Below are 25,041 nucleotides of genomic sequence, written 5' to 3'. Positions count from 1 at the left end.
ATCACATATAACAAGAAAGGAGTGATCCATGTTGAAGAAAGTGTTGATTGCCAACCGTGGAGAAATAGCGGTTCGCATAATACGTGCGTGTTCAGAGGCTGGTATTCGCTCTGTGGCAATTTTTACTGAGCCAGACCGCTATGCTTTGCATGCTAAACGCGCTGATGAGTCTTACTCACTAGGGGATGATCCACTAGCTGGGTATTTAGACCCATTACGACTTGTCAATTTAGCCGTCGAAACAGGCTGTGATGCCATCCATCCAGGTTATGGCTTTTTGTCTGAAAATGCTAACTTTGCGCAATTGTGTGAGCAAAAGGGCATTGTCTTTATTGGACCAAAATCCAGTGTCATTCATAAAATGGGTGACAAAACTCAGGCTCGAGACAGTATGCGTGCGGCTGGTATTCCGATTACGCCTGGCTCAGAGGGTAATCTGGCCGATTTAGAGGAGGCTTTATCCTTAGCGGGTAAAATCGGTTATCCGGTTATGATTAAGGCGACATCAGGAGGGGGGGGTCGAGGTATTCGTCGTTGTGATACGCCTGAAGAACTAAAGAACCAATACCCACGAGTGATTTCCGAAGCCACTAAAGCGTTTGGATCGGCTGAGGTCTTTCTGGAAAAATGCATTGTCGATCCTTGTCATATTGAAGTGCAAATTTTAGCCGATTCCCAAGGCAATGTGATCCACCTTTTTGAACGTGACTGTTCCATCCAACGACGCAATCAGAAATTGATTGAGATCGCTCCCAGTCCACAACTTACCCCAGAACAGCGCCAGTATATCGGTAATCTCGCCGTCAAAGCCGCCAAAGCGGTGGGTTACGAAAACGCGGGAACGGTTGAGTTTTTGCTATCAGGTAACGAAGTCTACTTTATGGAAATGAACACCCGAGTGCAGGTGGAGCATACCATTACTGAGCAAATTACAGGGGTGGATATCGTTCGTGAGCAGTTACGGATTGCCGCCGGGTTGCCCTTGAGTTTTCGCCAAGAAGACATTCATTTTCGAGGTTTTGCGATGCAATTTCGCATCAATGCAGAAGATCCTAAAAATGATTTTTTGCCAAGCTTTGGGCGTATTACCCACTACTATGCGCCGGGTGGTCCAGGGGTGCGCGTGGATACGGCGATTTATACCGGTTATGAAATCCCTCCTTACTTTGATTCCATGTGTTTGAAGTTGGTGGTTTGGGCACTCACTTGGGAGGAAATGATTGCCCGTGGTCGCCGTGCGATAGACGATATGCGTCTGCACGGGATTAAAACCACGTCGAATTATTATCAAGAAATACTCAAGCACCCAGATTTTGTTAAAGGCCAGTTTAATACAGGCTTTGTGCCAGCCCATCCAGAGTTACTAAATTATTCTGTTAAGCGTCACCCTAGCGACATTGCATTGGTATTAGCCGCTGCTATTGCTGCACACGTTGGTCGATAATCCGCCGGAGGAAGGAAAATGAGTCAAGTAAAAAAAACAAAAATCGAAGTCACTGACGTCACGCTGCGTGATGCACACCAATCTCTCATTGCCACTCGCATGCGCACAGAAGACATGCTGCCAATTTGTGAAAAGCTTGATCAAGTGGGCTTTTGGTCTTTGGAAGTTTGGGGTGGGGCGACCTTTGATGCGTGTGTGCGATTTTTAAAAGAAGACCCATGGGAGCGTCTGCGTCAGTTACGGGCAGCACTGCCAAATACTCGCTTACAAATGTTGTTAAGAGGGCAAAACCTACTGGGTTACCGTCATTACGCCGATGATGTGGTCGAAGCCTTTGTGCAAAAATCAGCGGACAATGGCATTGATGTATTTCGTGTTTTTGATGCGCTTAATGATTTACGCAATATTGAAACGGCCATGAAATCGGTCAAAAAAGCCGGTAAACATGCGCAAGGGACGATTTGTTATACGACCAGCCCAGTACACACTTCGGCGCTGTTTGTTGAACAAGCTAAAGCCATGCAAGGGATGGGGGCGGATTCCATTGCGATTAAAGACATGGCTGGCTTGTTGACGCCTTATGCGACTTACGAATTGGTTAAAGCGATTAAAGACGCAGTCGATCTGCCACTGGTTGTACACAGCCATTCAACGTCAGGCCTAGCGCCTTTGTGCCAGTTAAAAGCAGTGGAAGCAGGGGCAGACCGAATTGACACAGCCATTTCTTCTTTTGCGGGCGGCACCAGCCATCCTGCCACAGAGTCCCAAGTCGCAGCGTTGAAAGGCACTGATTACGACACTGGGTTGGATCTTGTTTTACTGTCAGAGATTGCTGACTATTTCCGTGAAGTTCGGAAAAAGTACCACCAGTTTGAAAGCGAATTTACCCGTGAAGACGTGTCGGTACAGATCAACCAAGTACCAGGCGGCATGATGTCTAACTTAGCTAACCAACTCAAAGAGCAAAATGCATTAGATAAAATTCGTGATGTCTTTAATGAAATTCCACGAGTGCGGGAAGACCTTGGCTTTCCACCTTTGGTGACACCGACGTCGCAAATTGTAGGGACTCAAGCGGTCTACAATATCCTGGCAGGACAGCGCTATAAAACCATCACCAATGAAGTGAAGCGGTATTTGCTAGGCGGCTATGGTAAACCCCCTGCGCCAGTGAATGCGAGTGTTCAGAAACAGGCCGTGGGTAATGAGCAAGTTAACGAAGCTCGTCCAGCGGATGCGTTAGTACCTGAGTTATATAAGTTACGTAAAAAGATTGGTGATTTGGCAAAAAATGAAGAGGACGTGCTAACGTTTGCCATGTTCCCAGAACTGGGGCGTGAATTCTTAGAGCAACGGGCCGATGGCACATTGCAGCCCGAAGTGCTTCTACCGCCAGAACAGGCGGGCAATGCGGCATCGTCTGGTGGGCTTGCCACGGAATTTAAAATCGACGTTCACGGTGAAGTCTACGATGTGGCGATTACTGGTGTGGGTGACTTTGGGGTAGGTAAGCGCAAACTGTACCTTTCTCTTGATGGCATGCCTGAAGAAGTGGTGTTCGAGTCGTTGAATGAGTATGTTTCAGAAGGCAGCAGTGGGCGTTCGAAAGCCACAGAGCCTGGCCATGTCAGCGCGGCCATGCCGGGTAACATCATTGATGTGTTGGTGGCGGAAGGGGACACCGTAAATGCGGGTCAGGCCGTATTGGTGACGGAAGCCATGAAGATGGAAACCGAAGTTCATGCCAATGTGGCCGGGACAGTGAAAGCGGTGCATGTCAAAAAAGGTGACCGTGTTACTCCTGGAGAAACGCTGATCGAAATCGTTTAGTCCACTGACCACCTCCCTCTCGATGAGGGGGAGGTGTAGTGGTCAACTCCTTTGGCAGGGAGAGGATCTTAAACGTTCCCTCCCCTTTTTAAGGGGAGGGCTAGGGAGGGGTAATTATTGGGTAGCGAATTCTTCTGTATCGATATCCGCTTGCAGGGCTGGGCTATAACGAGGGCCAAACACGGTATTTTGGTTAATCATTTCATCAAGCTGCTGCATTTGTTTACTGTCCAGATTAATGCTGCCCGCATCAAAGTTATCTTGCATATGATGAGCAAAGCGGGTACCTGGAATCGGAATAATGTGTTCGTCTTTCATGCAAGTCCACGCAAGAGCTAGTTGGGCAGGTGTGCAGCCAATGTCTTTCGCCATGGCAAGAAAACCTTGCAATAGTTCGATGTTTTTTGGGTAGTTTTCGGGGCTGAAACGAGGCATCTTGGTGCGAATGTCGTTTTCTACCAGTTGCGAGATGTCGGTAAGCTCGCCACATAAGTAACCACGAGCCAGAGGGCTAAAGGCAACGAAAACAATATCGAGGGCTTTCGTGGTATCCAGAACGGCAATCTCTGCGTTACGAGACCAAAGAGAGTATTCTGTCTGAACGGCCGTGAGAGGGTGCTCTTTATGGGCTTTTTCTATGGTTTTAGCAGACACTTCCGATAAGCCGATGCCACCGATCTTCCCTTCTTTAACCAAATCACCAAGTGCGCCAACGCTTTCTTCAACAGGGACATTAGGATCTAAACGATGTAGGTAGTATAGGTCGATGTGCTCAGTTTGTAGGCGCTTTAGGCTCTCTTCACATTGTTTGCGAAGAACGTCAGGGCGACCATTGATAGCACGTTTACCGTCTACACTGGCCATACCGCATTTGCTGGCAAGGAAAAATTCATCTCGGCGATCCTTTAAGGCTTTGCCTACAAGCATTTCATTTTTTCCACCACCGTACAGCGTGGCGGTATCAAAGTGGCGATAACCCATTTCAAAGGCTGCTTGCAGAGCTTTTATACCGTCTTCTTCTGGTAGTGATGTTCCATAACCGTGGGAAAGATTCATACAACCTAAGCCAATGCTTGGGTTCATTAAGTGTGGATGCTTCGACATTCTTTACCTCTTTGTTTTTGACGAGTCGCGCGACCTACGAGGTTTTAATCTAGCGCTTTAGTATACAAATGAAAACAGGGAGCGACGGCTCCCTGTTGTAAAAACGCACTTTATCCTTACTCTTCAAGGCATTTTTCAAGGCGATAAAGGGTTTCCATGGCCTCGATGGCTTGGGTGACGCAGGCATTAGGGGCGCGGCCTTCTTCAATAGCAGAGATAAATTCACGATCTTGCAGCTCGATTCCGTTGTTGGAAACGGCGACGCCGCTTAGGTCGATCTTATTATCATTACCATCAAAGAGATCATCGTAACGGGCGATATAGGTACCATTATCACAAATATAACGGAAGAAGGTACCAAATGGCCCATCATTGTTGAAAGATAAAGACAGGGTACAAATGGCGCCATTAGGTACTTTCATGCCAATGCTCATGTCCATGGCAATGCCAAGCTTAGGATGGATTGGGCCTTGCAATGCTTGTACTTTGCTGGCGGTTTCGCCTGTTTGATATTGGAATAAATCTACAGTATGACAAGCATGGTGCCACAAAAGATGGTCAGTCCAAGAGCGCTCTTTACCTAAGGCATTTTTGTTAGAACGACGGAAGAAATAGGTTTGTACATCCATTTGTTGGACATTTAATTCGCCCGCATCGATTTTGTTACGAATCCACTGATGAGACGGATTAAAGCGACGAGTGTGTCCCGCCATGGCAACAAGACCAGATTTTTTCTGTGCTTCAACCACTTTGCGAGCGTCTTCAATGCTGTCTGCCATAGGGATTTCGGACATGACGTGTTTGCCCGCTTCCAAACATTGAATGGTTTGTGAAGCGTGTAATTGGGTTGGTGTGGCTAAAATGACCGCGTCGACATCCTCTCTGGCTAAGCTTTCCGCTAAGTCGGTTGTATAGTGAGGGACACCACGTTCTTCGGCGAAGGCTTTAATGGCGTCGATTTTAGTACCGACGACAGAAACGACTTCAGATCCTTCTATGGCGGCAATAGCGTCCATGTGTTTCATGCCAAAAGCACCGGAAGCACCTGCGATACAAATTCTCATATTCTACTCCTGACTTGCGAGTCGTTGTATTGTGATTTAAAACGATCGTGTAAAGGTCTCCGTATATTAAAAAAGAGACGATTTGGAGATCAGCTGTTTCGTTAGTTTTTTGCCTTGTCTGACTTTGCTTGCGCTATCAGGCAATGATTTCAGAGTAAAACTCCGTCTCTTTTACTTATCCCAATCAATTTAGCATCCAGCGTTGTGATGGGATAATCAAATAACCGCATGAGGTATTCGATTTTTGCAATACACTATTAGAAAATATTAGCGAAATGTTTCACACACGTCTCTCAACATACTTAGAAAGTGTGACTGGGTTGTGGTGGGAAGCCAGTTTTTTCTAAGGCAAAGGCCAATGGGGCGGCGCGTATGCTCTAGTGGATAGGGCAGGATTTTTAATAAACCAATATTGATTTCTCGCTCCATCTGATGGGCAGAAATAAGTGTTAATCGATCACTTTCAAGCAGTACCTCGCGGGTTAAAATCTGCGAACTGGACTCAACAAAGCGAGTGGGAAGGGCCACATTAGCGTCTTGAAAAATATGTTCAAACGCTTGTCTTGTCGGTGTGCCTTGTGCTGGTACTACCCAAGCATACTGTGCTAACTCTTCGGCTGTGACTTGGTTGTCACGGCCAAATAATGGATGATCGTGTTTGGCAATAATGGACAGGGGAGGTGACCATAGTTCCTCTTGAACCACATCGTCAGCAGGAAGCGGGTAACGTAGCGCCCCCAAAATCATATCGATGTCTCCCTGACGAAGATGGTGCAGTAAGTCGTAATAGGGGCCTTCGGTAATGTTGACGTTCACATCTGGGTGGCGCTCATTAAAACGCAAAATGGACTTTGGCAAGATGGTAGTTCTCGCTAATGGCATACTACCAACGGCAATGGTGCTAACATCTCGGCATTGTATGGTGTTGATTTCATATATACCTTGACGTAATTCACTGAACGCCAGTTTGCTCGCTTTAGATAAATGGCGTGCCGCTCGAGTGGCATGGATGCCTAGGCTGTTTCTCTCAAATAAAATAACCGTTAGCAATCGCTCTAAATCTCGTGCGGCCCGGTGCACGGAAGATTGAGAGACCCCTAGGTTACGGCTGGCAATACTAAAGTTTTGCGCTTCGCAAACGGCAACCAGTGCTTTTAGTTGAGTCGTGCTTATTAGCGCCAGCATGTGCTTTGGATCGGCTTCTTTGATATTGTTTTCTTTTGCGATATCAATCAAAGCTATGAGTATGTGATCCACGGCTCTTGATACTCGGTCGTTCCAAACTTTGCCACAATCAGTCGGATACATGCCATCAGAGTGACGCTCGAATAACGCGGCCCCCAGTTGACTCTCGAGTTTCGCGATGGCTTGGGTTATCGCAGGTTGGGATAAAAAAATGTAATCAGAGGCACGGGTGATGCTTTTGTACTCGGTCACCGCCAGGAAGACACGCAGGTGTCGTAAATTTGGGATAGGCATTTCCATTCTTTCATCGCATGCTATAAGGACTGATATAATTACTATATCAAAAATGAATAGCAAAGATACACAAAGATCAATAGCCTTACACTATGTCGGAATTTTGCCGATAAGCTTTTTATTCTCATCTATTGCGAAATTTTTAGGATTCTCAAGTGCTGCTTAGTATATGATTTTACTATTATTATGGATGGTCAGAGAACGACTCTCTTTCTCTTTGTAGAATCGCTTTATTAAGGTAGGTATATGATAAATCTAGCTCTCATTGGGCAAGCTATTGCGGCCTCTCGTGCTCCCTCTTTACACATGATGCTGGGGGAATTGCACCAGCTACCGGTTGATTATCAATTACAGGTGCCAGAAGACAGTACCGCAGAATCTTTTCGGGCAAAACTGGCTGAAATTCAAGCGAAGGGCTTTGTCGGAACCAATGTGACTTTTCCTTACAAGCAAATTGCCATCGACAGTGCCGACGAAGTCAATGAAGCGGTAAGAAAAGTGGGCGCGAGCAACACGCTATTACTAAAAGGTGGCAGGGTATGTGCTTTTAATACCGATTACACTGGGTTTATTCGCGGTTATAAAGGACGTTTAGGAGCGCTGCCTGCAGGTCAAGTATTGATGATTGGCGCAGGAGGCGTTGGGCGAGCAATTGGCTTTGCCTTGTTTGATGTGGGGGCCACAGAGTTGCTGGTGACCGATTTAAGTGAAGAAAGTGCTCGCTCCTTGGTAAAGGCGCTTAATGAGGCTGGTTATCAAGCTCGTTATGTTGCTACAGAGGACGTTCCTGCTGCTGCAGCGCAAGTGGATGGCTTGGTGAACTGTACGCCAGTTGGCCACCATAAGACTCCAGGCTTACCGCTTGAGGCTAAGTTTATTGGTGGGCAGAAGTGGGCGTTTGATGCCGTTTACACTCCAATGGATACCGCGTTTTTAGTCGAAGCTCATCGTAATGGGTTAGAGATCGTCTCGGGTTTTGATTTGTTTTTTTATCAAGGAATTGATGCATTTGAAATCTTCACTGGTATAAAGGTGACAGATGTGATGCCCGTATGGCATCAGTTTAGAGAAACCTTCAATGTTACCAGCGAGTTAATTTAAATAGCCTAACAATCAGGCCATCATCACCGCCTTCTTATCAAGCAGGTGAGGAATTGGTTATTATGCTTGCCTTTATGATTGTGCCACCTGCCTATAAGGAATGTGGACTATGGATGCTGTGTTAAACATTACTGCGCCAATTTTCTTTTTGATCTTGCTTGGCTATCTTGTGGTGCGCTTTGAACTATTGCCCGCTATGTCGCTGCCCGGCTTGAGTCGCTTTGTTTTGTACTTGGCATTACCGGCGTTAGTGTTTACTAAGCTATTAAATATGGATCTGGCGAAGTCCATTAATATTAGTTATATGGCAGTGTACGCAGGGAGTGGTTTGATCACGCTAACCACGACTGTTTTTGTCTGTCGTTGGTTTTTTAAGGACAACTGGGTCGCATCTGGAGTAAGAGGACTGGGAGCGACCATGCCAAACAGTGCCTTTATTGGCTTTCCTGTATTATTGCAATTTTTTCATCATCCGCCGACACAAGCCTTTGCCATGAGCATTATGGTGGAAAACATTATCTTGATGCCATTGGGGCTGATTTTTGTTGAAGCGATGTATGGTAAAAATAGTGCGGGCGGTGATCGTGTCGTGTTCCCCATACTTAAACGGGTAATATCGAATCCGATTATCTTATCGGTGTGTGCCGGACTGATTGGTTCATCGATTGGCTTTTCTTTGCCGGTATTTTTGTCTCGAGGGCTAGATATGCTGGCGCTTGCTTCTGCGCCTGTGGCGTTGATTGTGATTGGCGGTTCTTTAGTTGGGGTATCGATCAAGGGGAGTCTTAAGCAAATTACCTTGGTGGCAACGGGGAAATTGATCTTTTTTCCATTGGTGGTGATGATGTTGCTGTCACTGACCCCGAACTTACCGAGCGAATTGAAAGCCGCCGTGATTGTATTTTCAGCCGTCCCTATGTTTAGCATTTATCCTATTATTGGCGACAAATACGGTGAGCGTAGTTTTTGCGCCAGTACTTTATTGATCACGACGGTGGCTTCCTTTTTCACATTAAGTATTATCTTACGTTATTTTGTTTAATTTATCGGGAGTAACAGCGATGTCGACCATCATGGTATTGAATGGACCAAATTTGAATCTGTTAGGCAGCCGTGAGCCAGCGCAATATGGCTATGAAACCTTGACTGATGTGGAAGTCATGTGTCGAGATGCGGCGAGCGCATTAGGTCATGACATCGATTTTCGTCAATCGAACCATGAAGGGATTTTGATTGACTATATTCATGAGGCGGGACGACGTATTAAAGAAGGCGAGATGCTAGGCGTCGTGTTTAACCCTGGTGCTTATACTCATACTTCTATTGCCTTACATGATGCGATCAAAGGCGCAGAGGTACCTGTGATTGAAGTGCATATATCCAATGTGCATGCACGGGAAGCATTTCGTCATCATTCTTATATTTCTTCCGTGGCAGCAGGCATTGTCGTTGGTATGGGTGTGCAGGGGTATGTTTTGGGTATCCAAGGGCTGGTTCATAAGATGAAGCAAGCCTGAGGCTTGGTTTGTTTAAACTGCGAATGATTAGAAGAGACGTACCGTGCACTAGTGGTTCTGAATATAAGTGCAGGTACGTCCAAATAGCCGATAATCAGGTTGATGATTTTTTACGAAATAACCTTGGCTTGAGCATTTTTGTCCAAATCGGCGTTTGCGTGAAGAAAATCCACACAATGGCTAAGAAAAGAACGGTAGACAATGGGCTTGTGAAAATATGAGCAAAGAATGGGCCCAAATCTCCACGCTCACTTAAGATGGCGCGCCGCCAGTTTTGATCGGTTAGTGAACTCAAAATCACCCCTAGAATCACTGGGCCTACAGGGAAACGGTAAAGGCGCATAAAGTAGCCTAATATACCGAAGGCCAGCATCCACCAGATATCGACAATCGAGTTGTTGATGGCGTAAGACCCAACGATCGACAGTAAGAAAATAATCGGAATTAAAATACCTTTCGGGCACTCGACAATCTTAGAAAAAATCTTAATGCCTGTTAGGCCAAAGATCAGTACAAATATATTCGATAGGGTTAAATTGCCCACGGTGAACCAAAACATATGGGGCTGTTCAGTCAACAATAATGGGCCAGGGTTTAAACCGTGGATAAATAGGGCGCCGATAAAGACCGCTGTTACGGCATCTCCTGGGATACCTAATGTCAGCATGGGAATATAGGCCCCGCCGACGGCGGCGTTGTTTGCCGATTCCGGCGCGATTAATCCCTCTTTTGCTCCTTCCCCAAAGGGCACTTTGGGGTTTTTAGTAATGCGTTTTGCATGGTCATAGGCCATTAATGCGGCAATATCACCGCCAGTGCCAGGCAAAGCACCAATAATGACCCCTAACAGAGAGCTTTGTAAGCTCAAAGGTAAGTACTTTTTAAGGTCTGATAATTTTGGCAGGATACGGTTAATTTTTTGTTTGACCACTGTCTTGTCCATATAGTGCAGTTGATGCAGTGCTTCGCCTACACCAAACATGCCGATCATCACCGCCACAGGATTGATGCCATTCCAGAGGTTCACATCACCAAAAGTAAAACGCTCTTGTGCGGTCATCGGATCAAGGCCAACAGTACCGACCAACAGGCCAAGTGCACCAGCAAAAATTCCCTTGGCTAAACTGCCACCAGATAATGAGCCAACCAAAGTGATCCCGAGAATGCCCAGCATCATATAATCCCGAGGTTGGAAGGTGATGGCAAACTTACTGACCGTTGGTGCAGCAAGGGCAAGCACAATGATGCCAACAAAGCCACCGATAACTGACATGACAGTCGATAGACCTATGGCTTCACCAGCCAGACCTTTTTGAGCAAGCGGGTAGCCATCCAGTGCGGTTGCAATAGCGGAAGGGGCGCCTGGAATATTCAGCAAAATAGCCGTTCGGGAACCGCCGTACACGCCCCCCATATACACACCGACCATTAGGCAAAGGGCATTATTCACGTCCCATGAAAAGGTAAAAGAGATAAGAATGGAGACAGCCATGGTCACAGAAAGACCTGGAATGGCACCAATATAAATCCCTAAAAATGTCCCTAATGCTGTGAGTCCAAATAATTCAGGCGATACCCATGAGGTAGCGAAATAGCTTAAAGCATCCATTGTGTAATTAGCTCCACAGTGACTTGATGACAGCGATGACTCGATCTTCTGGGACAATACCTTCGGGAAGAACGACTTGGAAAATCAGTCGGAATACAATATACACCACGATGAGCGTAATAAGAGACAGAGCAAAGGTGTAGAAAGGGCTCCGTCGATGCAACGTTTGTATACAAATAAACAGAAAAGCAAAACTGGTTAAGGTAAAGCCGACACTATTCAGTAAAACGGCGTATATCAGGATAATGGCCATAATAAAGGCAACAACGGGTGGTAAGCAGTGATAAAAAAAGCGCATCCCTTGCGCTTTAGGGGTTCTTAGCGTCTTCACAAAAATAAAACAAGAAGACAACAGCATCGCGAAAGACGCGGCCATAGGGAATGCCCCAGCAGAGCTCATGGAGGAGAAGCCTGCGATTTTGTAAGCCTGCCAAAAGACAAAAAGACTAAATACAACCAATAGCAAAGAAAAAACTACTTCGCCTGGCTTACGTAGGGATGGGCTGGACATATAGACTCCAGGTTATGCCAATACAAGGAGAGCCGCAGGCAAGTGCGACTCTCCTGTTTGATGATGAGTGAGATCGTCAGCATGAGATCCCACATCGTTCGCAGTATTAAGGTTTTGGAATGCCGAATTTAGCAGGGGATATTTTCGCGACTCCGCCTTCGTATGCTAACCAAGAAGAAGTTGAGCGATAGGAGTCCAAGAAGTTTCTTGCCTTTTTACCACTGATATTCAAAATGCTGTAACCACGTTTATCCATAAGTTTAATAAAGTCAGGGTTCAACGCGGCTTTGTGGAATGCGGTTTGTAGTTTTTCAACTGCTACCTTAGGCGTGCCTTTTTTCACGAACACACCAAAAAAAGGCCCCCATGGCAGATACTTTTTCATCCCCGGCAAGGTGTCTGTTACTGGTTTTATGTTGGGAAGTAATTTATTGGGCTCGTTGTCGATCAGTCCAATGACCTTCATACGACCCGCTTTCACTTGCTCAATGGCCGCGCCTAATACGGCAGGCATGACATCTATAGCACCACTTTGAATCGCGGTTAACGCTGGGCCGTCACCATTGTAAGGAATACTGATGTAATTCATCTTAGTTTGAGACTTAAGCATGGCAAGCACCAGTGAGGTCATCCCGCCTTTGCCTGTTGAGCCTATTTTTACTTGGTCTGGATGGTTATGAAGATAGTCTAGAAACTCTTCCATGTTGTTATAAGGCGCGTTGCTATTAGCAACAATGATTGGCGTGCCACGGGCTAAGATATCAATGGGGATCATATCGCTGTAATCGATCTTCCCTAAGCCTAAGACTTTATACATCTGTGGGTTTTCTGCTCCCATGAGCAGGGTGTAACCGTCGGCGCGTTTAGCATAAACATACTTGGTGGCAATCGCCCCCACGCCACCTGTTTTGTTAGTGAGAATAATGTCTGTACCGAGAAGCTTTTCGACATGAGGCGCGATGGAACGCATGACCGTATCCGTTGAGCCGCCAGCTCCCCATTGGATAATGCCTTGAATGTCCTTGTCAGGGTAGGCAGCAAAGCTTGCTGTTGAGGATAGTGACAGGGCCGTGAGTAGTGTTAGTACTGTTTTTTTCATGGAGTCTCCGGTTAGCCTTATGCAAAATAAATGAGCTAAGGTCAAACGTTTATTATTATTTTCATTTACCCAAATGGGGCAAATAAACGGTAAAGGCGATTACTTTAGCTTATGATTCGTGAATGATAAAAGAGTTTATCTATTCCAAATCCAGCAAATTTTATACTATTTTAGTGATGGATAATCGATTAGTAGCCATATTTTTAGGATAAAATTCATCATAATCGCATCAGAAGATATCATTTACTGTGATTTGCCGTGGTTCCAATCCCTTTGGCTAACGACCACAAGCGCGATTATTTTACTTATGCTCCAAAATCGCATCGCTTGTGGTTTATAAGACTTAATGGTTTACGCTTCGCACTCAGAGAAGGCTTGTCGGGTTAAGTTAACTGGCGCTTCGTCTTTTACAACGATATTGTCCTCAATACGAATACCGCCATAGGGGATAAGTTGCTTAATGAGTGCCATATTACACCCGTGTTGTGGTATCTCAGCCTGCATTTTGTCCAACAGCATGGGGATAAAATATAGGCCGGGTTCGATGGTGAGCACCATGTTTTCTTCTAATGTACGGGTCAGTCGTAAGAAAGGCGCATTCGCATCAGGCTCACGGCGAGTGCCTAACACATCCTGATGAAAGCCGCCTACATCGTGCACCTGCAACCCTAACAAATGTCCAAGGCCATGGGGGAAGAAGGTTTGTGTAATACCTTTTGAAATTTGTTCATCCACACTCAACGAGCAAATTTTATGGTCCTGGAGAATACCAGCAATGGTTCGCAGAGCCTCTTGGTGGAGTTCAGGATAGGACATGCCAGACAAGGCTTTTTTTGCCATTTCTTGCTCGGCACTGTCCAGACTTTTGACCAAAGCTCGGAACTCATCGTCTTGTTTGGTAAAGGTGCGCGTTATATCACTGGCATAACCATGCTCCGTGGCACCAGCATCAATCAGCAAGGTTAGTGGATTGGCGCTACGATCAAAGTCTTTGTGTTCATAATGCAGCACCGAAGCATGTTCGTTGACGCCTATAATGCTAGGGTAAGGTTCTTGGTTGGCGGTTTGTTGGCTGGCTTGTAAATAGGCCAAATGAATTTCAAATTCACTCAAGCCATTTAAAAAGGCATCCCTTGCGGCAAGGTGTCCTTTTGCGCCACGGACGCTAGCACGTTGAATAGCGGCTATTTCATAAGGGGTTTTCACCGCTTTGGCAAAATCCACATAGGTATTAAAACCTGGGATAACATAAGCAAAATCTTGTGGTTCGGGGCCAAGCCAGGCACATTTTTCTGGTAAACCTTGAAACCATTTATCGTCACGACGGGCGGGGGTAATGTCCCAGCTATCCTGCCACTCACCAGCGGGAACGGGATTTGGTGCGTGCCAAAAATCATCACGAATCGGCCACACAATACGCGGTTTTTTGCCTGCTTCAATAATGAGATAGGTTTCCGCGCTTAAGGTAAATGGAAGCCATTGTTGGGCACCAGAGTAACTATGAAAGGGCGCTGTATGGTCGTCTTGGAAGTAATATTGTTTATGACCTGACGCCAGTACTACGGCATCACATTGGAAGTGTGTTAAGGCGGCTTCATAGCGTTGTTGTAATACAGTGAGATGGTCCTGATAGAGAGTTGTCATCGTAATCGGCTCTTATTCGTTTAAAAGGTATTTGCTACGTATGCTTAAAGCGTAATGCTCGCGACCCTTGATCCATCAAGAATGCTCAGCATCATGTGTTGGGGGCGTTAGTAATGAGCATACTCTAAAGGAATAGGGCACTTCTATCTAGAACCGCAAAAAAGTCCCGAATATGGGCATGGTACAGGGGAAGGACTCTATTGTTGATTGGACCGAAGCTTTGCCCACAGTTTAGTTTTTTCAACCTGTTTATAGACAACACCAGCGATTAAAAAACTTGAGGAAACGGCCAAAAAAGCTAATAACCAACTATTATTTATATGAAAAAGATGTTTAAAAACGTAGAAAAAGGCAATCGTAATTATTAACTCAAATGCGCGGTCTATAAACCAGAGCTGGTGGTCAGAGATCATCATTTTTCATCCTTAAAGTGAGTAGGTATTAGACTTCTTCATTTTTGATTTTACTCTTGACGAATAAAAAAGCTACTTAATTGGTAAACATACCTTTGTAACGTACTCTTTTGGACTGTTGGTTTGGCCTGGTCCCATTTCGTAGATCTCTATACTCGGGTGCTTTTTATCTGGTCGATGGCCTTGTAAGCGCATCATGTTGTGGATCACATGCCATGCCAAGGATAAGTGTTGATAGCTACCATGGTAGAGTAATTGCAGGTATGTCCCGTTAAGGGTGATCCGTTCGGGGTGCAGGTCGCAGGGCTCTACATTTTGTACTAATGCCCCTAGGATTCCGTCAAAGTCATGATGAATCGGATCGGCTTTGCTATAGAGGGCAAAGCGGTGCCCAGCGATTGGGTTTTGTGGGCCAAGAGCCGTGAATAAATCGTGAAAGCCCTGCTCCATTTTTTGTGAAATCGATTGGTCTTTTGCCTCAAAAGGGCGAGTAACGGCATCAAAATGGCCAAGTTGCGTTGTCTCTAAAAATGTATAGGAAGGATTGGCAAATTCGTAATCCGTGCGTTGGCTGTATTGAACCAAATGGGCGTTTAATCGTAATAGGGACAGCTCAAGGTCTTTGTTTGCACGAATTTTTAGTAAGGCCGTTTTGTAACGCAATAGAAAAGGGACACTTCCTGTGAGTTGCAAGTTAATTCCCGTATGGGAGCCTTGTTTGGTGAGGTCGATACTAAGAAACACATCCCTCGGATAAAACGCATTGGCCTCGATAACAGCATGACAATAGCTAGCGCTGGAACGTGCTGGCTCCATGAGGATATACCCTTCTTTAATGAGCTTACCTTTCCAGCTTAAACATGAGGGTAATAGAGTGGTTTCTCCGGCATGGGAATAGTCATAATGCACTTTTGTATCCGCTTCAAAGAGTAGCCAAGGTATCCATTGTGGCCAGTTGCTTAGATCCTTTAGGTTTTCTGATACGACGTCAAAAGGTAGGTCAATAACGAGGCTTTGCCTCGCAAAAAATCGGCCTTTAAAAAGATAGCTGTAGCCAATGGCCAGACAGGCTAAAACAATAATAAAGAGAAAGCCTAGCAACATGGTGTTCACTCCTTGTTATATGGCGTTGTTATGCTAATTAAGAAAAGAAAAAAAGCGTCTAGACTCAATAGACAAATAAATACCATGAGTGAAATGAACTTATGGCGGTTTTTTGTCTACTATGATGAGATTTAACAGGGTGATGATGCTTGCTAATATCTCAAGCAAAATACGCCCGTTAAACTGCCTTCGTTAAAAATAGTCTGATGAGATATTTTTAGCGAACGAATGCGGTTATTGCATAGGAAAAAACAAACATGAAATCTGAATTAGTATGGGATTGGCCGATTCGAGTCAGTCATTGGTTGATGGCGCTTTTGTTTACGGGGTTGATCATAACTGGTAATGAAGGAGGTGACTGGTTCAAATACCATTTTTATATGGGGTATAGTTTGTCCGCGTTAATCCTAGCTCGTGTTTTATATGGCATCTGGGGGTCTCATTATGCGCGTTTTGGGCAGTTTGTACGTTCTCCTAAGGTAGTCTTCTCTTATGTGAAAGGATTGCTTACCGGACATCATGAGCACTATGCGGGTCATAATCCGATTGGCGCATTAATGGTGGTCGTATTATTTCTTGGGTTGAGCCTCCAATGGTTGACGGGACTGTTTACCAGTGATCAGATCTTTTGGTTCGGCCCTTTCAATGGTTATGCTTCCGATGATTGGCTAGATCGTATTTCAACCATTCACCATACTTTACCTAATATTTTATTGGCATTAGTGGCCTTACACATCTTGGCAGTTTTGTTCCATGAAATTCATCTTAAGGAACGGCTATTTCTCGCCATGCTGCACGGCAAAAAGAAAGGGCTAACGGGGCCTGTACAAGTACAGACGCCTCGCTTGGGCATCGTTCTGTCACTGGTCATCGGGCTTGCTTGGTTGGCTGTATTATGGATGATGCCGATATAATCGTCGGTATTGTCACAAGAAGAAATGCGCATGTTAGCTTGAGTTGTCTATACAAGTCTATTGTTTGATGCTTGAGCGTCGCGATATAATAGCACTTCATTCATCAGCAAACGGATATTCCATTGTCAGAAGACACTCTATCAATGCTTGCGCATTTATTTGATGACATGCCCGATGCGTCACAGCCCATTTATGCCAAACTAAAGCAGGCTATCACCCAAAAAATCAGTCATGGTCAGTGGCAAGTGAATCAGCGCGTCCCATCTGAGGCGGAATGGGTGAAAGCCCTCGGCGTGAGCCGGATGACAGTGAATCGTGCATTGCGGGAATTAACCGCTGAAGGGATATTGGTTCGTCATCAGGGCCTTGGAACATTTGTGGCAGAAAAGAAAGCCCATTCTGCTTTGTTTGAAGTGCATAACATTGCCGAAGAGATTATTGCTCGTGGCCATCAGCACCGTTCGGAGTTATTGGTGCTGGAATCCGCTAAAGCCAGTGTAGAAGAAGCCGTGATGCTGGGGGTGCGCACCAATCATGGTATTTTCCGTTCCGTGGTGATCCATTATGAAGACGATCTGCCGATTCAAATCGAAGAGCGCATCGTGAATGCCAGTCGCGCACCCGATTATGATAAGCAAGACTTTTCCAAACACACCTCCTATGAATACCTAATGACTACCGCTCCCATGACGGAAGGGGAGCATTTGGTCGAAGCGGTGTTGCCAACCCCAACGGAGTGCGAACGTTTGCAGATTTCGCCTACCGAACCATGCTTACAGATTAATCGTCGTACTTGGGCGGGAGACGATATCATTACCGTGGCGCGCTTGCTGCACCCGGGTTCCCGCTTCCAGCTGTTTGGGCACTTTGGGCGTTAATTAAGTGTTATACATCACCTTTTTAATAACTTGAATAAAAGCCTGTCGGCTGTTTTCTTCTTGCTGGTGGTGGAAGTTTTTAATGATGTGGTTGCCTGCTACGAAGACGTCTTTAACAAGGTTTTCATTGCTGGCAAACAGCCAGCGATTGAGCAGATCTTTGGGTTCGCTTGCCGCCATAAAAGGGTGAGACTCGTCGAGTACCATAAAGTCAGCCCGGTTACCTTTCGTTAATCCCAATGACACATCACAGGCTTGATTGCCGCCCCGTAACGCTTGTAGGTAAAGGTTATCGCCAACGCGGGTTTGATCTGCGCGATACAAGCGGTTGCGTTGTTGGTCGCGTAGACGTTGTCCGTATTCATAGGTTCGCAGCTCTTCGACAATCGATAGGCTCACATGGCTGTCAGAGCCGATGCCCCAACGGCCATTGTCTTGTTCAAAGGCGACGCCAGGAAAAATACCATCCCCTAAATTCGCCTCCGTTGTCGGACACAATCCAACGACGGCTTGGCTTTTGGCAATGGCGTGACGCTCGCTCTCGGTTAAATGGGTGGCATGAACCAAACACCAACGCTCATTTAGACCAATTTCGCTATGTAGCCATTCCACAGGTCGCTGACCACTATAAGCCAAGCTGTCTTGGACTTCTTTTTGTTGCTCTGCAATATGAATATGGATTAGGCAAGTATCGCGATACGACGCATTAAGGGTGTTGAGTACCGTCTCAATTTGAGGCTTAGTCACAGCACGCAATGAATGAAAACAGACGCCCAATTTATGATGTGGGTGATCGTTAATCTTAGACTGGCAAGCTTGATGCAGCTTGAGGTACGACTCTGTCGAGTTGATAAACCGAGCTTGGCCTGCATTGGGCGCCTGACCACCAAAGCCAGAATGGGAATAGAGTACCGGTAGTAGCGTTAACCCCATGCCAGAGTCGTCCGCCGCTGCAATAAGCTGGTTCGCCATCTCACCCACTTGATCATAGTGCTTTCCACCCAAACCATGGTGTAAATAGTGGAATTCGCCCACTTGGGTGTAGCCCGCTTTTAGCATATCAATATAAAGCTGAGTCGCGATGACACGCGCGTCGTCAGGCGTCAGTTTCTGCACGATTTTGTACATTAAATCGCGCCAACTCCAAAAACTATCGTTGGGATTGAGGCAGACCTCCGCCGCCCCTGCCATTACCCGCTGAAAGGCATGAGAATGCAGGTTGGCGATTGTTGGTAGGACGGGGCCTGTCAGCCTCTGACTGCCTGTCGTTGGTGTGCTGTCTCGCTCAAATGAGAGGAATTGACCGTTTTTGATAGAAAAAAGCACATTATTTGCCCAACCAGAAGGCAATAGCACCCGTTTAGCAAAATAGGTTTGGGGAAGGCGCTTGTTATCAAAGAGATCCGTCTGGTTGTTGTTGGGCATAATCAATTCCTGAGTTGGACAGGGTTGCTGTGTGGTTGACAAATATGAGTGTAATGGAAAATAACTTGTACATACAAGATGGCGTTTCTTCTCTTTTGGGTTTATTTATAAAGCCTATTTTTAACCTGAGACTTTTGCACGACTACTGCGCTTGCCAATACTTTGTTAAAAATAGACTCAAAATGCTCATTTATAGCTATAAACTCCGCTTTTTCGTCTGTTTTTGTCGCGTCTTGGTATCGCTCGTAACATCATGCAAAGGCCTCAAATTATTATTAAGTAAGACGTTTTTTAAATTTTCATTCGTTTTTACCGTCTTTATTGCTTTAAAAAAACCCGAAAGATAGAAAAAAAGCTTGCAACAGGCGCTTTTAAAAATTATGTTTTTATTTAGTTGTATATACATTTAAAAACAACCAATCATTTTAAAGGTACGGATCATGACTAAGCCAACTATTTCGCAAAAGCGTTACCGCGCAGGTGTTGTTAAAGCGCCAACGGGTACCACTCTCACCGCCAAGTCTTGGTTGACCGAAGCGCCGATGCGTATGTTAATGAATAATCTAGATCCTGATGTTGCAGAAAACCCAGAAGAATTAGTGGTTTATGGCGGTATTGGTCGTGCAGCGCGAGATTGGGAGTGCTATGACAAGATCGTTGAATCCCTAAAAGAGCTAGAAGCAGACGAGACGCTTTTGGTTCAGTCTGGTAAGCCTGTGGGCGTGTTTAAAACCCATAGCAACGCACCTCGTGTTTTGATTGCCAACTCAAACTTGGTGCCACATTGGGCAAACTGGGAACATTTCAACGAACTGGATGCCAAAGGCCTCGCAATGTATGGACAAATGACCGCTGGCTCTTGGATCTACATCGGTAGCCAAGGCATTGTGCAAGGGACATACGAAACCTTTGTCGAAGCGGGTCGCCAACATTACGATGGTAAGCTAGCGGGGCGTTGGGTATTAACGGCAGGTCTTGGTGGTATGGGGGGCGCTCAGCCACTAGCCGCAACCCTAGCGGGTGCCTGTTCTTTGAACATCGAATGTCAGCAAAGTCGTATCGATTTTCGTCTACGTACACGTTATGTGGATGAGCAAGCCACTGATCTTGATGACGCCATGGCACGTATCAAGAAATACACAGCGGAAGGCAAAGCCGTCTCAATCGCATTGTGTGGTAATGCTGCAGACATCCTACCTGAAATGGTAAAACGTGGCATTCGCCCCGACATGGTAACGGACCAAACCTCTGCCCATGATCCGCTAAATGGCTATTTGCCAATCGGCATGAGTTGGGAAGAATACCGTGAGAAATCTCAAACTGAGCCGCAGGCAATTGTTAAAGCCGCGAAACAGTCCATGGCGAAGCATGTTGAAGCCATGTTGGCATTCCAAAAGATGGGCATTCCCACCTTTGACTATGGTAACAACATTCGTCAAATGGCCATGGAAGAGGGGGTCGAAAACGCGTTTGATTTCCCAGGTTTCGTACCGGCTTACATTCGTCCTTTGTTCTGCCGTGGCGTGGGCCCTTTCCGTTGGGCAGCACTGTCTGGTAATCCAGAAGACATTTATAAAACCGATGCGAAAGTAAAAGAATTGATTCCAGACGATGAGCATCTACATCACTGGTTGGATATGGCCCGTGAGCGTATTCAATTCCAAGGTCTGCCAGCACGTATTTGTTGGGTGGGTCTTGGTCAACGGGCCAAACTTGGCCTAGCCTTTAATGAAATGGTGCGCAGCGGTGAATTGTCGGCGCCAATCGTGATCGGCCGTGATCATCTAGATTCCGGCTCGGTGGCCAGTCCAAACCGGGAAACCGAAGGCATGCAAGACGGTTCGGATGCAGTATCCGATTGGCCGCTGTTAAATGCCTTGTTAAACACCGCGTCTGGCGCGACCTGGGTGTCGTTGCATCATGGTGGCGGCGTAGGTATGGGCTTTTCACAACACGCAGGTATGGTGATTGTCTGTGACGGTAGCGATGATGCCGCTGAGCGTATTGCGCGGGTTCTTCATAATGATCCAGCAACTGGCGTGATGCGTCATGCGGATGCAGGTTACGATATTGCCATTGAATGTGCGAAAGAGCAGGGGCTGAATTTGCCGATGGCACTGAAATAATGGGTTGTGGATCGTCAAACAAGCATTGCAAACTCCGACTAACTTAACATTTACGAAATCGTCTTGCAGAACACCGCAACATATTAGAGAGAAACATCATGTTTGAATTAACCATAAAACCGGGTCAATTGAGTCTAAACGATCTGCGCCAAATCAGCTGCCGTCACGTTAAGCTAAGTCTTGATGACAGTGCCATTTCTGCGATTCATGCCAGCACACAGGTGGTGAACGATGTGATTGCAGAAAACCGCACTGTGTACGGTATTAACACAGGCTTCGGGTTGCTGGCCAATACTCGTATCGCGCCAGAAGATTTGGAAGAGCTACAACGTAGTATCGTGCTGTCCCATGCGGCAGGCATCGGCGAGTTAATGAATGACAAAACCGTCAAACTCATCATGGCGCTGAAAGTAAACAGTCTAGCCCGTGGGTTTTCTGGTATTCGCCTTGAAGTGATCGAAGCCTTGATGACTTTGATCAACAAAGAAGTCTACCCATGCATTCCGAAAAAAGGTTCAGTCGGTGCATCGGGGGATTTGGCGCCATTGGCTCACATGAGCACGGTATTATTAGGCGAAGGCAAAGCCCGTTATCGCGGTGAAGTCATTTCCGGTCAAGCAGCGCTGTCTATTGCAGGATTAGAGCCCATTACTTTGGCGCCCAAAGAAGGGTTGGCGCTACTAAACGGCACGCAAGCGTCCACGGCATTTGCCTTGGAAGGTCTGTTTGAAGCAGAAGATCTGTTTGCATCGGCGATTGTCTGCGGATCTTTGTCAGTGGAAGCCGCGCTGGGTAGCCGCAGCCCATTTGATGCGCGTATTCATGAAGTACGTGGTCATCAAACTCAAATTGATGCCGCAGCGGCTTACCGTCATCTATTGGGGGAAACGTCAGAGCTTGGCGATTCCCATAAAGGTTGTGAGAAGGTTCAAGACCCTTATTCACTGCGTTGCCAACCACAAGTGATGGGGGCCTGCCTTGAGCAAATCCGCAGTACAGCAAAAGTCTTGTGCGTGGAAGCCAACTCGGTGTCGGACAATCCATTGGTGTTTGCGGCAGAAGGGGACATCATCTCTGGGGGGAACTTCCATGCAGAACCGGTTGCCATGGCCGCAGACAATCTGGCGTTAGCGATTGCCGAAATCGGCAGTTTGTCTGAGCGTCGTATGGCGTTATTGATCGACAGCAACTTGAGCAAATTGCCGCCATTCCTTGTGGACAATGGTGGTGTTAACTCAGGCTTTATGATTGCCCAAGTCACCGCAGCGGCGCTTGCGAGCGAAAACAAAACTTACGCCCATCCAGCGTCGGTAGACAGTTTACCTACCTCTGCCAACCAAGAAGACCATGTTTCTATGGCAACCTTTGCGGCACGTCGTTTGAAAGACATGGCGGAAAATACTCGCGGTATCTTAGCCGTGGAAATTTTATCTGCGGTACAAGGCTTAGATTTCCGTGCACCACTGAAATCCAGTAAACGTCTAGAAAACGCCCGTGCGACTTTACGTGCTCGCGTGCCTTTCTACGATAAAGACCGTTACTTCGCACCAGACATTGAAAAAGCCAATGCATTGCTTCTGGAAGCGGTTCATAACGAAGCCATGCCAGCGGGTTTGCTACCGAGCGTTTAATGGTCGAAATGCATTAAGGAGTAAGCAATGACGACACCTAAGGCCGATTATCAAACGTCCATGGTCTTTGATAGCCTATGGCGTGGCGCCCATGTCGCGACGATGAAAGGAGGGAAGTACAGCTCCATTGAAAATGCGGCCATTGGTGTGGTCGACGGTCACATCGCTTGGATTGGCGAAGCCGCTGACTTACCCCATTACCAAACGCATGGCGAGCATGATTTGGCGGGTGGTTGGGTCACCCCCGGTTTAGTCGATTGCCATACCCACTTAGTGTTCGGCGGCAATCGGGCGGGGGAATTTGAGCAACGTCTCAATGGCGTTAGCTATCAAGAGATTGCCCAGCAGGGCGGCGGTATTGCCTCCTCTGTAAGAGCCACCCGTGATGCCAGTGAAGACGACTTAGTCATCAGTGCTAAACGCCGTTTACAAAGCTTAATGCAAGACGGTGTCACCACGGTTGAGATCAAATCTGGCTATGGTTTATCCCTTGAAAGCGAGCTGAAAATGCTGCGAGTCGCCGCGCGTTTAGAGCAAGAGCTGTCTGTTAACGTGAAACTGACTTGTCTGGCGGCCCATGCCATGCCACCAGAATACACAGATAAAGACGAATATATCGATTACCTTTGCGAGACGGTGTTGCCAACCGTTGCTGAACTGGGAATGGCCGATGCCGTCGATGCTTTTTGTGAAGGGATTGCCTTTAGTACCGAGCAAGTGGCGCGTTATTTTAACACCGCCGAGTCGCTAGGTTTGTCCGTGAAAATCCATGCAGAACAGCTGTCTTCCTTAGGTGGTACTCGCATGGCATCGTCGTTTAAGGCTTTGTCGGCGGATCATATTGAATTTATTGAAGAAGCTGACGTGAAAGCCATGGCGGATTCTGGCACGGTGGCCGTGCTATTGCTGGGGGCGTTTTTCACGCTAAAAGAAACCCAGCGCCCACCGATTGCTTTGCTGCGTCAATATGGTGTGCCGATGGCGATTGCTACGGACGCCAACCCTGGGACGTCCCCTGTGTTATCTTTGCGTCTTATGATGAATATGGCCTGTACCTTGTTCGCGCTGACGCCAGAAGAAACACTGGCTGGCGCCACTATTTATGCCGCAAAAGCATTGGGAATGACCGATACTCATGGTAGCTTAGAAGTCGGTAAAGTGGCAGATTTCATCTGTTGGGACGTAGAAAGCCCTGGCGAACTCAGCTATTGGTTGGGTGGCAATTTAATAAAAGAACGCATTTACTTCGGTAACAAGAGCCACGGAAATAAGGGCTATGGCAACACATTCAGACAATAAGAATCTAGGAGAAGCACCATGACAACCCCAGCCCCTCTCACTCCCCCAGCGTTTGATTTTGTGCAAGGGGACTCGCCTTTACTGGTTAGCATGCCGCACTGCGGATTGAATTTGACACCAGAGGTGGCAGCAGGTTTGACGGAGAAGGCGAAAAAACTACCGGATACAGATTGGTATATGCCTGAGTTATACGACTTTCTTGTCTCTTTAGGCGTGGGTTTTATTAAAGCAAACTACTCTCGCTACGTGATTGACCTGAATCGTCCCTATGATGACAAGCCCCTTTACGCGACCAAAACCACGGGCTTGTTTCCTGATATCTTATTTGACGAAAGCCCTATTTTTGAAGCGGGAAAAACGCCAAGCGCTGAGCACCGAACCTTCTGTAAAGAGCAGATTTGGATGCCCTATCACGATATAATTGCTCAGGAGCTAGCACGTTTAAAAGCCAAATTTGGCTACGCGATTTTATTTGATGCACACAGTATCGCGGCCGAAGTGCCCATGTTATTTGAGGGGCATTTGCCAGACTTTAATTGGGGAACCAACGAAGGCAAGGCTTGTGACAGCACGTTAGCGAATGCCGCCACGCAAATCCTAAGACCCAACTACACACAAGTACTCAATGGTCGATTTACAGGGGGCTATATTACTCGTCATTTTGGCCAGCCACATCATGGGGTTCACGCGATCCAGCTTGAACTCTCCCAAGACACTTACTTAAACGATGAGCTAGCGAAACAGTCGGAATATCAACTGGACGAGCAGAAACGACCCTTTATTACACAACAATTGAGAGATTTGATTGAAGTGTTAATGGCGATTAAGCTTTAGTTGGTTTGTTGATTT

21 protein-coding genes are annotated in these 25,041 nt (G+C 46.5%); 11 read left to right on the top strand and 10 right to left on the bottom strand.

Features of this window, described 5'->3' with window-relative positions; genetic code table 11:
• The first annotated feature begins 28 nt into the window (after window positions 1-28).
• Entirely contained in the window at window positions 29-1,444 is a 1,416-nt protein-coding gene (locus MSP8886_RS18080) for an acetyl-CoA carboxylase biotin carboxylase subunit (protein WP_067019150.1), read from the top strand.
• Window positions 1,445-1,462: 18 nt separating this feature from the next.
• Window positions 1,463-3,274: a sodium-extruding oxaloacetate decarboxylase subunit alpha gene (gene oadA, locus MSP8886_RS18075; protein ID WP_067019147.1), complete on the top strand. Its 1,812-nt coding sequence runs from the start codon at window positions 1,463-1,465 to the stop codon at window positions 3,272-3,274.
• A 114-nt stretch (window positions 3,275-3,388) separates the two neighbouring features.
• On the opposite strand, the gene MSP8886_RS18070 is transcribed toward oadA, so the two are convergent.
• The 3 genes from MSP8886_RS18070 to MSP8886_RS18060 all read right to left on the bottom strand — a co-directional run bounded on the left by MSP8886_RS18070 (window position 3,389) and on the right by MSP8886_RS18060 (window position 6,921).
• Window positions 3,389-4,378 carry an aldo/keto reductase gene (locus MSP8886_RS18070; protein WP_067019145.1) on the bottom strand — a complete coding sequence of 330 codons (990 nt, stop codon included), beginning with the start codon at window positions 4,376-4,378 and terminating at the stop codon, window positions 3,389-3,391.
• Between the two features lie 116 nt (window positions 4,379-4,494).
• Window positions 4,495-5,442: a Gfo/Idh/MocA family oxidoreductase gene (locus tag MSP8886_RS18065; RefSeq protein ID WP_067019142.1), complete on the bottom strand. Its 948-nt coding sequence runs from the start codon at window positions 5,440-5,442 to the stop codon at window positions 4,495-4,497.
• A gap of 267 nt (window positions 5,443-5,709) precedes the next feature.
• The gene (locus tag MSP8886_RS18060) at window positions 5,710-6,921 is read right to left on the bottom strand and encodes a LysR family transcriptional regulator (RefSeq protein WP_245659139.1); all 1,212 of its coding nucleotides are present in this window, start codon (window positions 6,919-6,921) and stop codon (window positions 5,710-5,712) included.
• Window positions 6,922-7,167: 246 nt separating this feature from the next.
• Here MSP8886_RS18060 and MSP8886_RS18055 point away from each other — a divergent pair, with 246 nt between their 5' ends.
• From MSP8886_RS18055 to aroQ, 3 genes are all read left to right on the top strand, one after another.
• Complete coding sequence (locus tag MSP8886_RS18055) at window positions 7,168-8,022, top strand: shikimate dehydrogenase family protein (protein WP_067019137.1); 855 nt, start codon at window positions 7,168-7,170, stop codon at window positions 8,020-8,022.
• A gap of 109 nt (window positions 8,023-8,131) precedes the next feature.
• Window positions 8,132-9,064: an AEC family transporter gene (locus MSP8886_RS18050; RefSeq protein ID WP_067019133.1), complete on the top strand. Its 933-nt coding sequence runs from the start codon at window positions 8,132-8,134 to the stop codon at window positions 9,062-9,064.
• A gap of 19 nt (window positions 9,065-9,083) precedes the next feature.
• Window positions 9,084-9,539: a type II 3-dehydroquinate dehydratase gene (aroQ, locus tag MSP8886_RS18045; protein WP_067019130.1), complete on the top strand. Its 456-nt coding sequence runs from the start codon at window positions 9,084-9,086 to the stop codon at window positions 9,537-9,539.
• 94 nt (window positions 9,540-9,633) lie between these two features.
• Here aroQ and MSP8886_RS18040 read toward each other — a convergent pair whose 3' ends face one another.
• From MSP8886_RS18040 to MSP8886_RS18015, 6 genes are all read right to left on the bottom strand, one after another.
• Entirely contained in the window at window positions 9,634-11,148 is a 1,515-nt protein-coding gene (locus MSP8886_RS18040; RefSeq protein ID WP_067019128.1) for a tripartite tricarboxylate transporter permease, read from the bottom strand.
• A gap of 7 nt (window positions 11,149-11,155) precedes the next feature.
• Window positions 11,156-11,659, bottom strand: a complete 504-nt coding sequence (locus MSP8886_RS18035) for a tripartite tricarboxylate transporter TctB family protein (protein WP_067019125.1) — start codon at window positions 11,657-11,659, stop codon at window positions 11,156-11,158.
• A gap of 106 nt (window positions 11,660-11,765) precedes the next feature.
• Window positions 11,766-12,758 (bottom strand): tripartite tricarboxylate transporter substrate binding protein, encoded by a 993-nt coding sequence (locus MSP8886_RS18030; RefSeq protein ID WP_067019123.1) that lies wholly within the window; start codon window positions 12,756-12,758, stop codon window positions 11,766-11,768.
• Window positions 12,759-13,109: 351 nt separating this feature from the next.
• A complete protein-coding gene (gene pepQ / locus MSP8886_RS18025) occupies window positions 13,110-14,402 on the bottom strand; it encodes a Xaa-Pro dipeptidase (protein ID WP_067019120.1) in 1,293 nt (430 codons plus the stop codon).
• A gap of 197 nt (window positions 14,403-14,599) precedes the next feature.
• Window positions 14,600-14,818, bottom strand: coding sequence for a hypothetical protein (locus tag MSP8886_RS18020; protein ID WP_067019117.1), 219 nt, complete (start codon window positions 14,816-14,818; stop codon window positions 14,600-14,602).
• Between the two features lie 69 nt (window positions 14,819-14,887).
• Entirely contained in the window at window positions 14,888-15,919 is a 1,032-nt protein-coding gene (locus MSP8886_RS18015) for a GyrI-like domain-containing protein (protein ID WP_067019114.1), read from the bottom strand.
• 257 nt (window positions 15,920-16,176) lie between these two features.
• On the opposite strand from MSP8886_RS18015, the gene MSP8886_RS18010 reads away from it, so the two are divergent.
• Window positions 16,177-16,833 (top strand): cytochrome b/b6 domain-containing protein, encoded by a 657-nt coding sequence (locus MSP8886_RS18010; protein ID WP_067019111.1) that lies wholly within the window; start codon window positions 16,177-16,179, stop codon window positions 16,831-16,833.
• Window positions 16,834-16,955: 122 nt separating this feature from the next.
• Window positions 16,956-17,711: a histidine utilization transcriptional repressor HutC gene (hutC, locus tag MSP8886_RS18005; protein WP_245659138.1), complete on the top strand. Its 756-nt coding sequence runs from the start codon at window positions 16,956-16,958 to the stop codon at window positions 17,709-17,711.
• On the opposite strand, the gene MSP8886_RS18000 is transcribed toward hutC, so the two are convergent.
• Window positions 17,712-19,136: a formimidoylglutamate deiminase gene (locus MSP8886_RS18000; RefSeq protein WP_067019108.1), complete on the bottom strand. Its 1,425-nt coding sequence runs from the start codon at window positions 19,134-19,136 to the stop codon at window positions 17,712-17,714.
• A gap of 440 nt (window positions 19,137-19,576) precedes the next feature.
• Between MSP8886_RS18000 and hutU the strand changes: the two genes are divergently transcribed.
• The 4 genes from hutU to hutG all read left to right on the top strand — a co-directional run bounded on the left by hutU (window position 19,577) and on the right by hutG (window position 25,026).
• On the top strand, window positions 19,577-21,262 hold the full coding sequence (gene hutU, locus MSP8886_RS17995; RefSeq protein ID WP_067019105.1) for a urocanate hydratase: 1,686 nt from the start codon (window positions 19,577-19,579) through the stop codon (window positions 21,260-21,262).
• A gap of 98 nt (window positions 21,263-21,360) precedes the next feature.
• Complete coding sequence (gene hutH, locus MSP8886_RS17990) at window positions 21,361-22,893, top strand: histidine ammonia-lyase (RefSeq protein ID WP_067019101.1); 1,533 nt, start codon at window positions 21,361-21,363, stop codon at window positions 22,891-22,893.
• 27 nt (window positions 22,894-22,920) lie between these two features.
• Window positions 22,921-24,192 (top strand): imidazolonepropionase, encoded by a 1,272-nt coding sequence (gene hutI / locus MSP8886_RS17985; protein WP_245659137.1) that lies wholly within the window; start codon window positions 22,921-22,923, stop codon window positions 24,190-24,192.
• Window positions 24,193-24,210: 18 nt separating this feature from the next.
• The gene (gene hutG / locus MSP8886_RS17980; RefSeq protein ID WP_067019099.1) at window positions 24,211-25,026 is read left to right on the top strand and encodes an N-formylglutamate deformylase; all 816 of its coding nucleotides are present in this window, start codon (window positions 24,211-24,213) and stop codon (window positions 25,024-25,026) included.
• Window positions 25,027-25,041 lie beyond the last annotated feature (15 nt).

The sequence above is a fragment of the Marinomonas spartinae genome (assembly GCF_900089775.1).
In the GTDB taxonomy this organism is placed as follows: Bacteria; Pseudomonadota; Gammaproteobacteria; order Pseudomonadales; family Marinomonadaceae; genus Marinomonas; species Marinomonas spartinae.
This window is presented reverse-complemented; position numbering and strand designations above follow the sequence as displayed.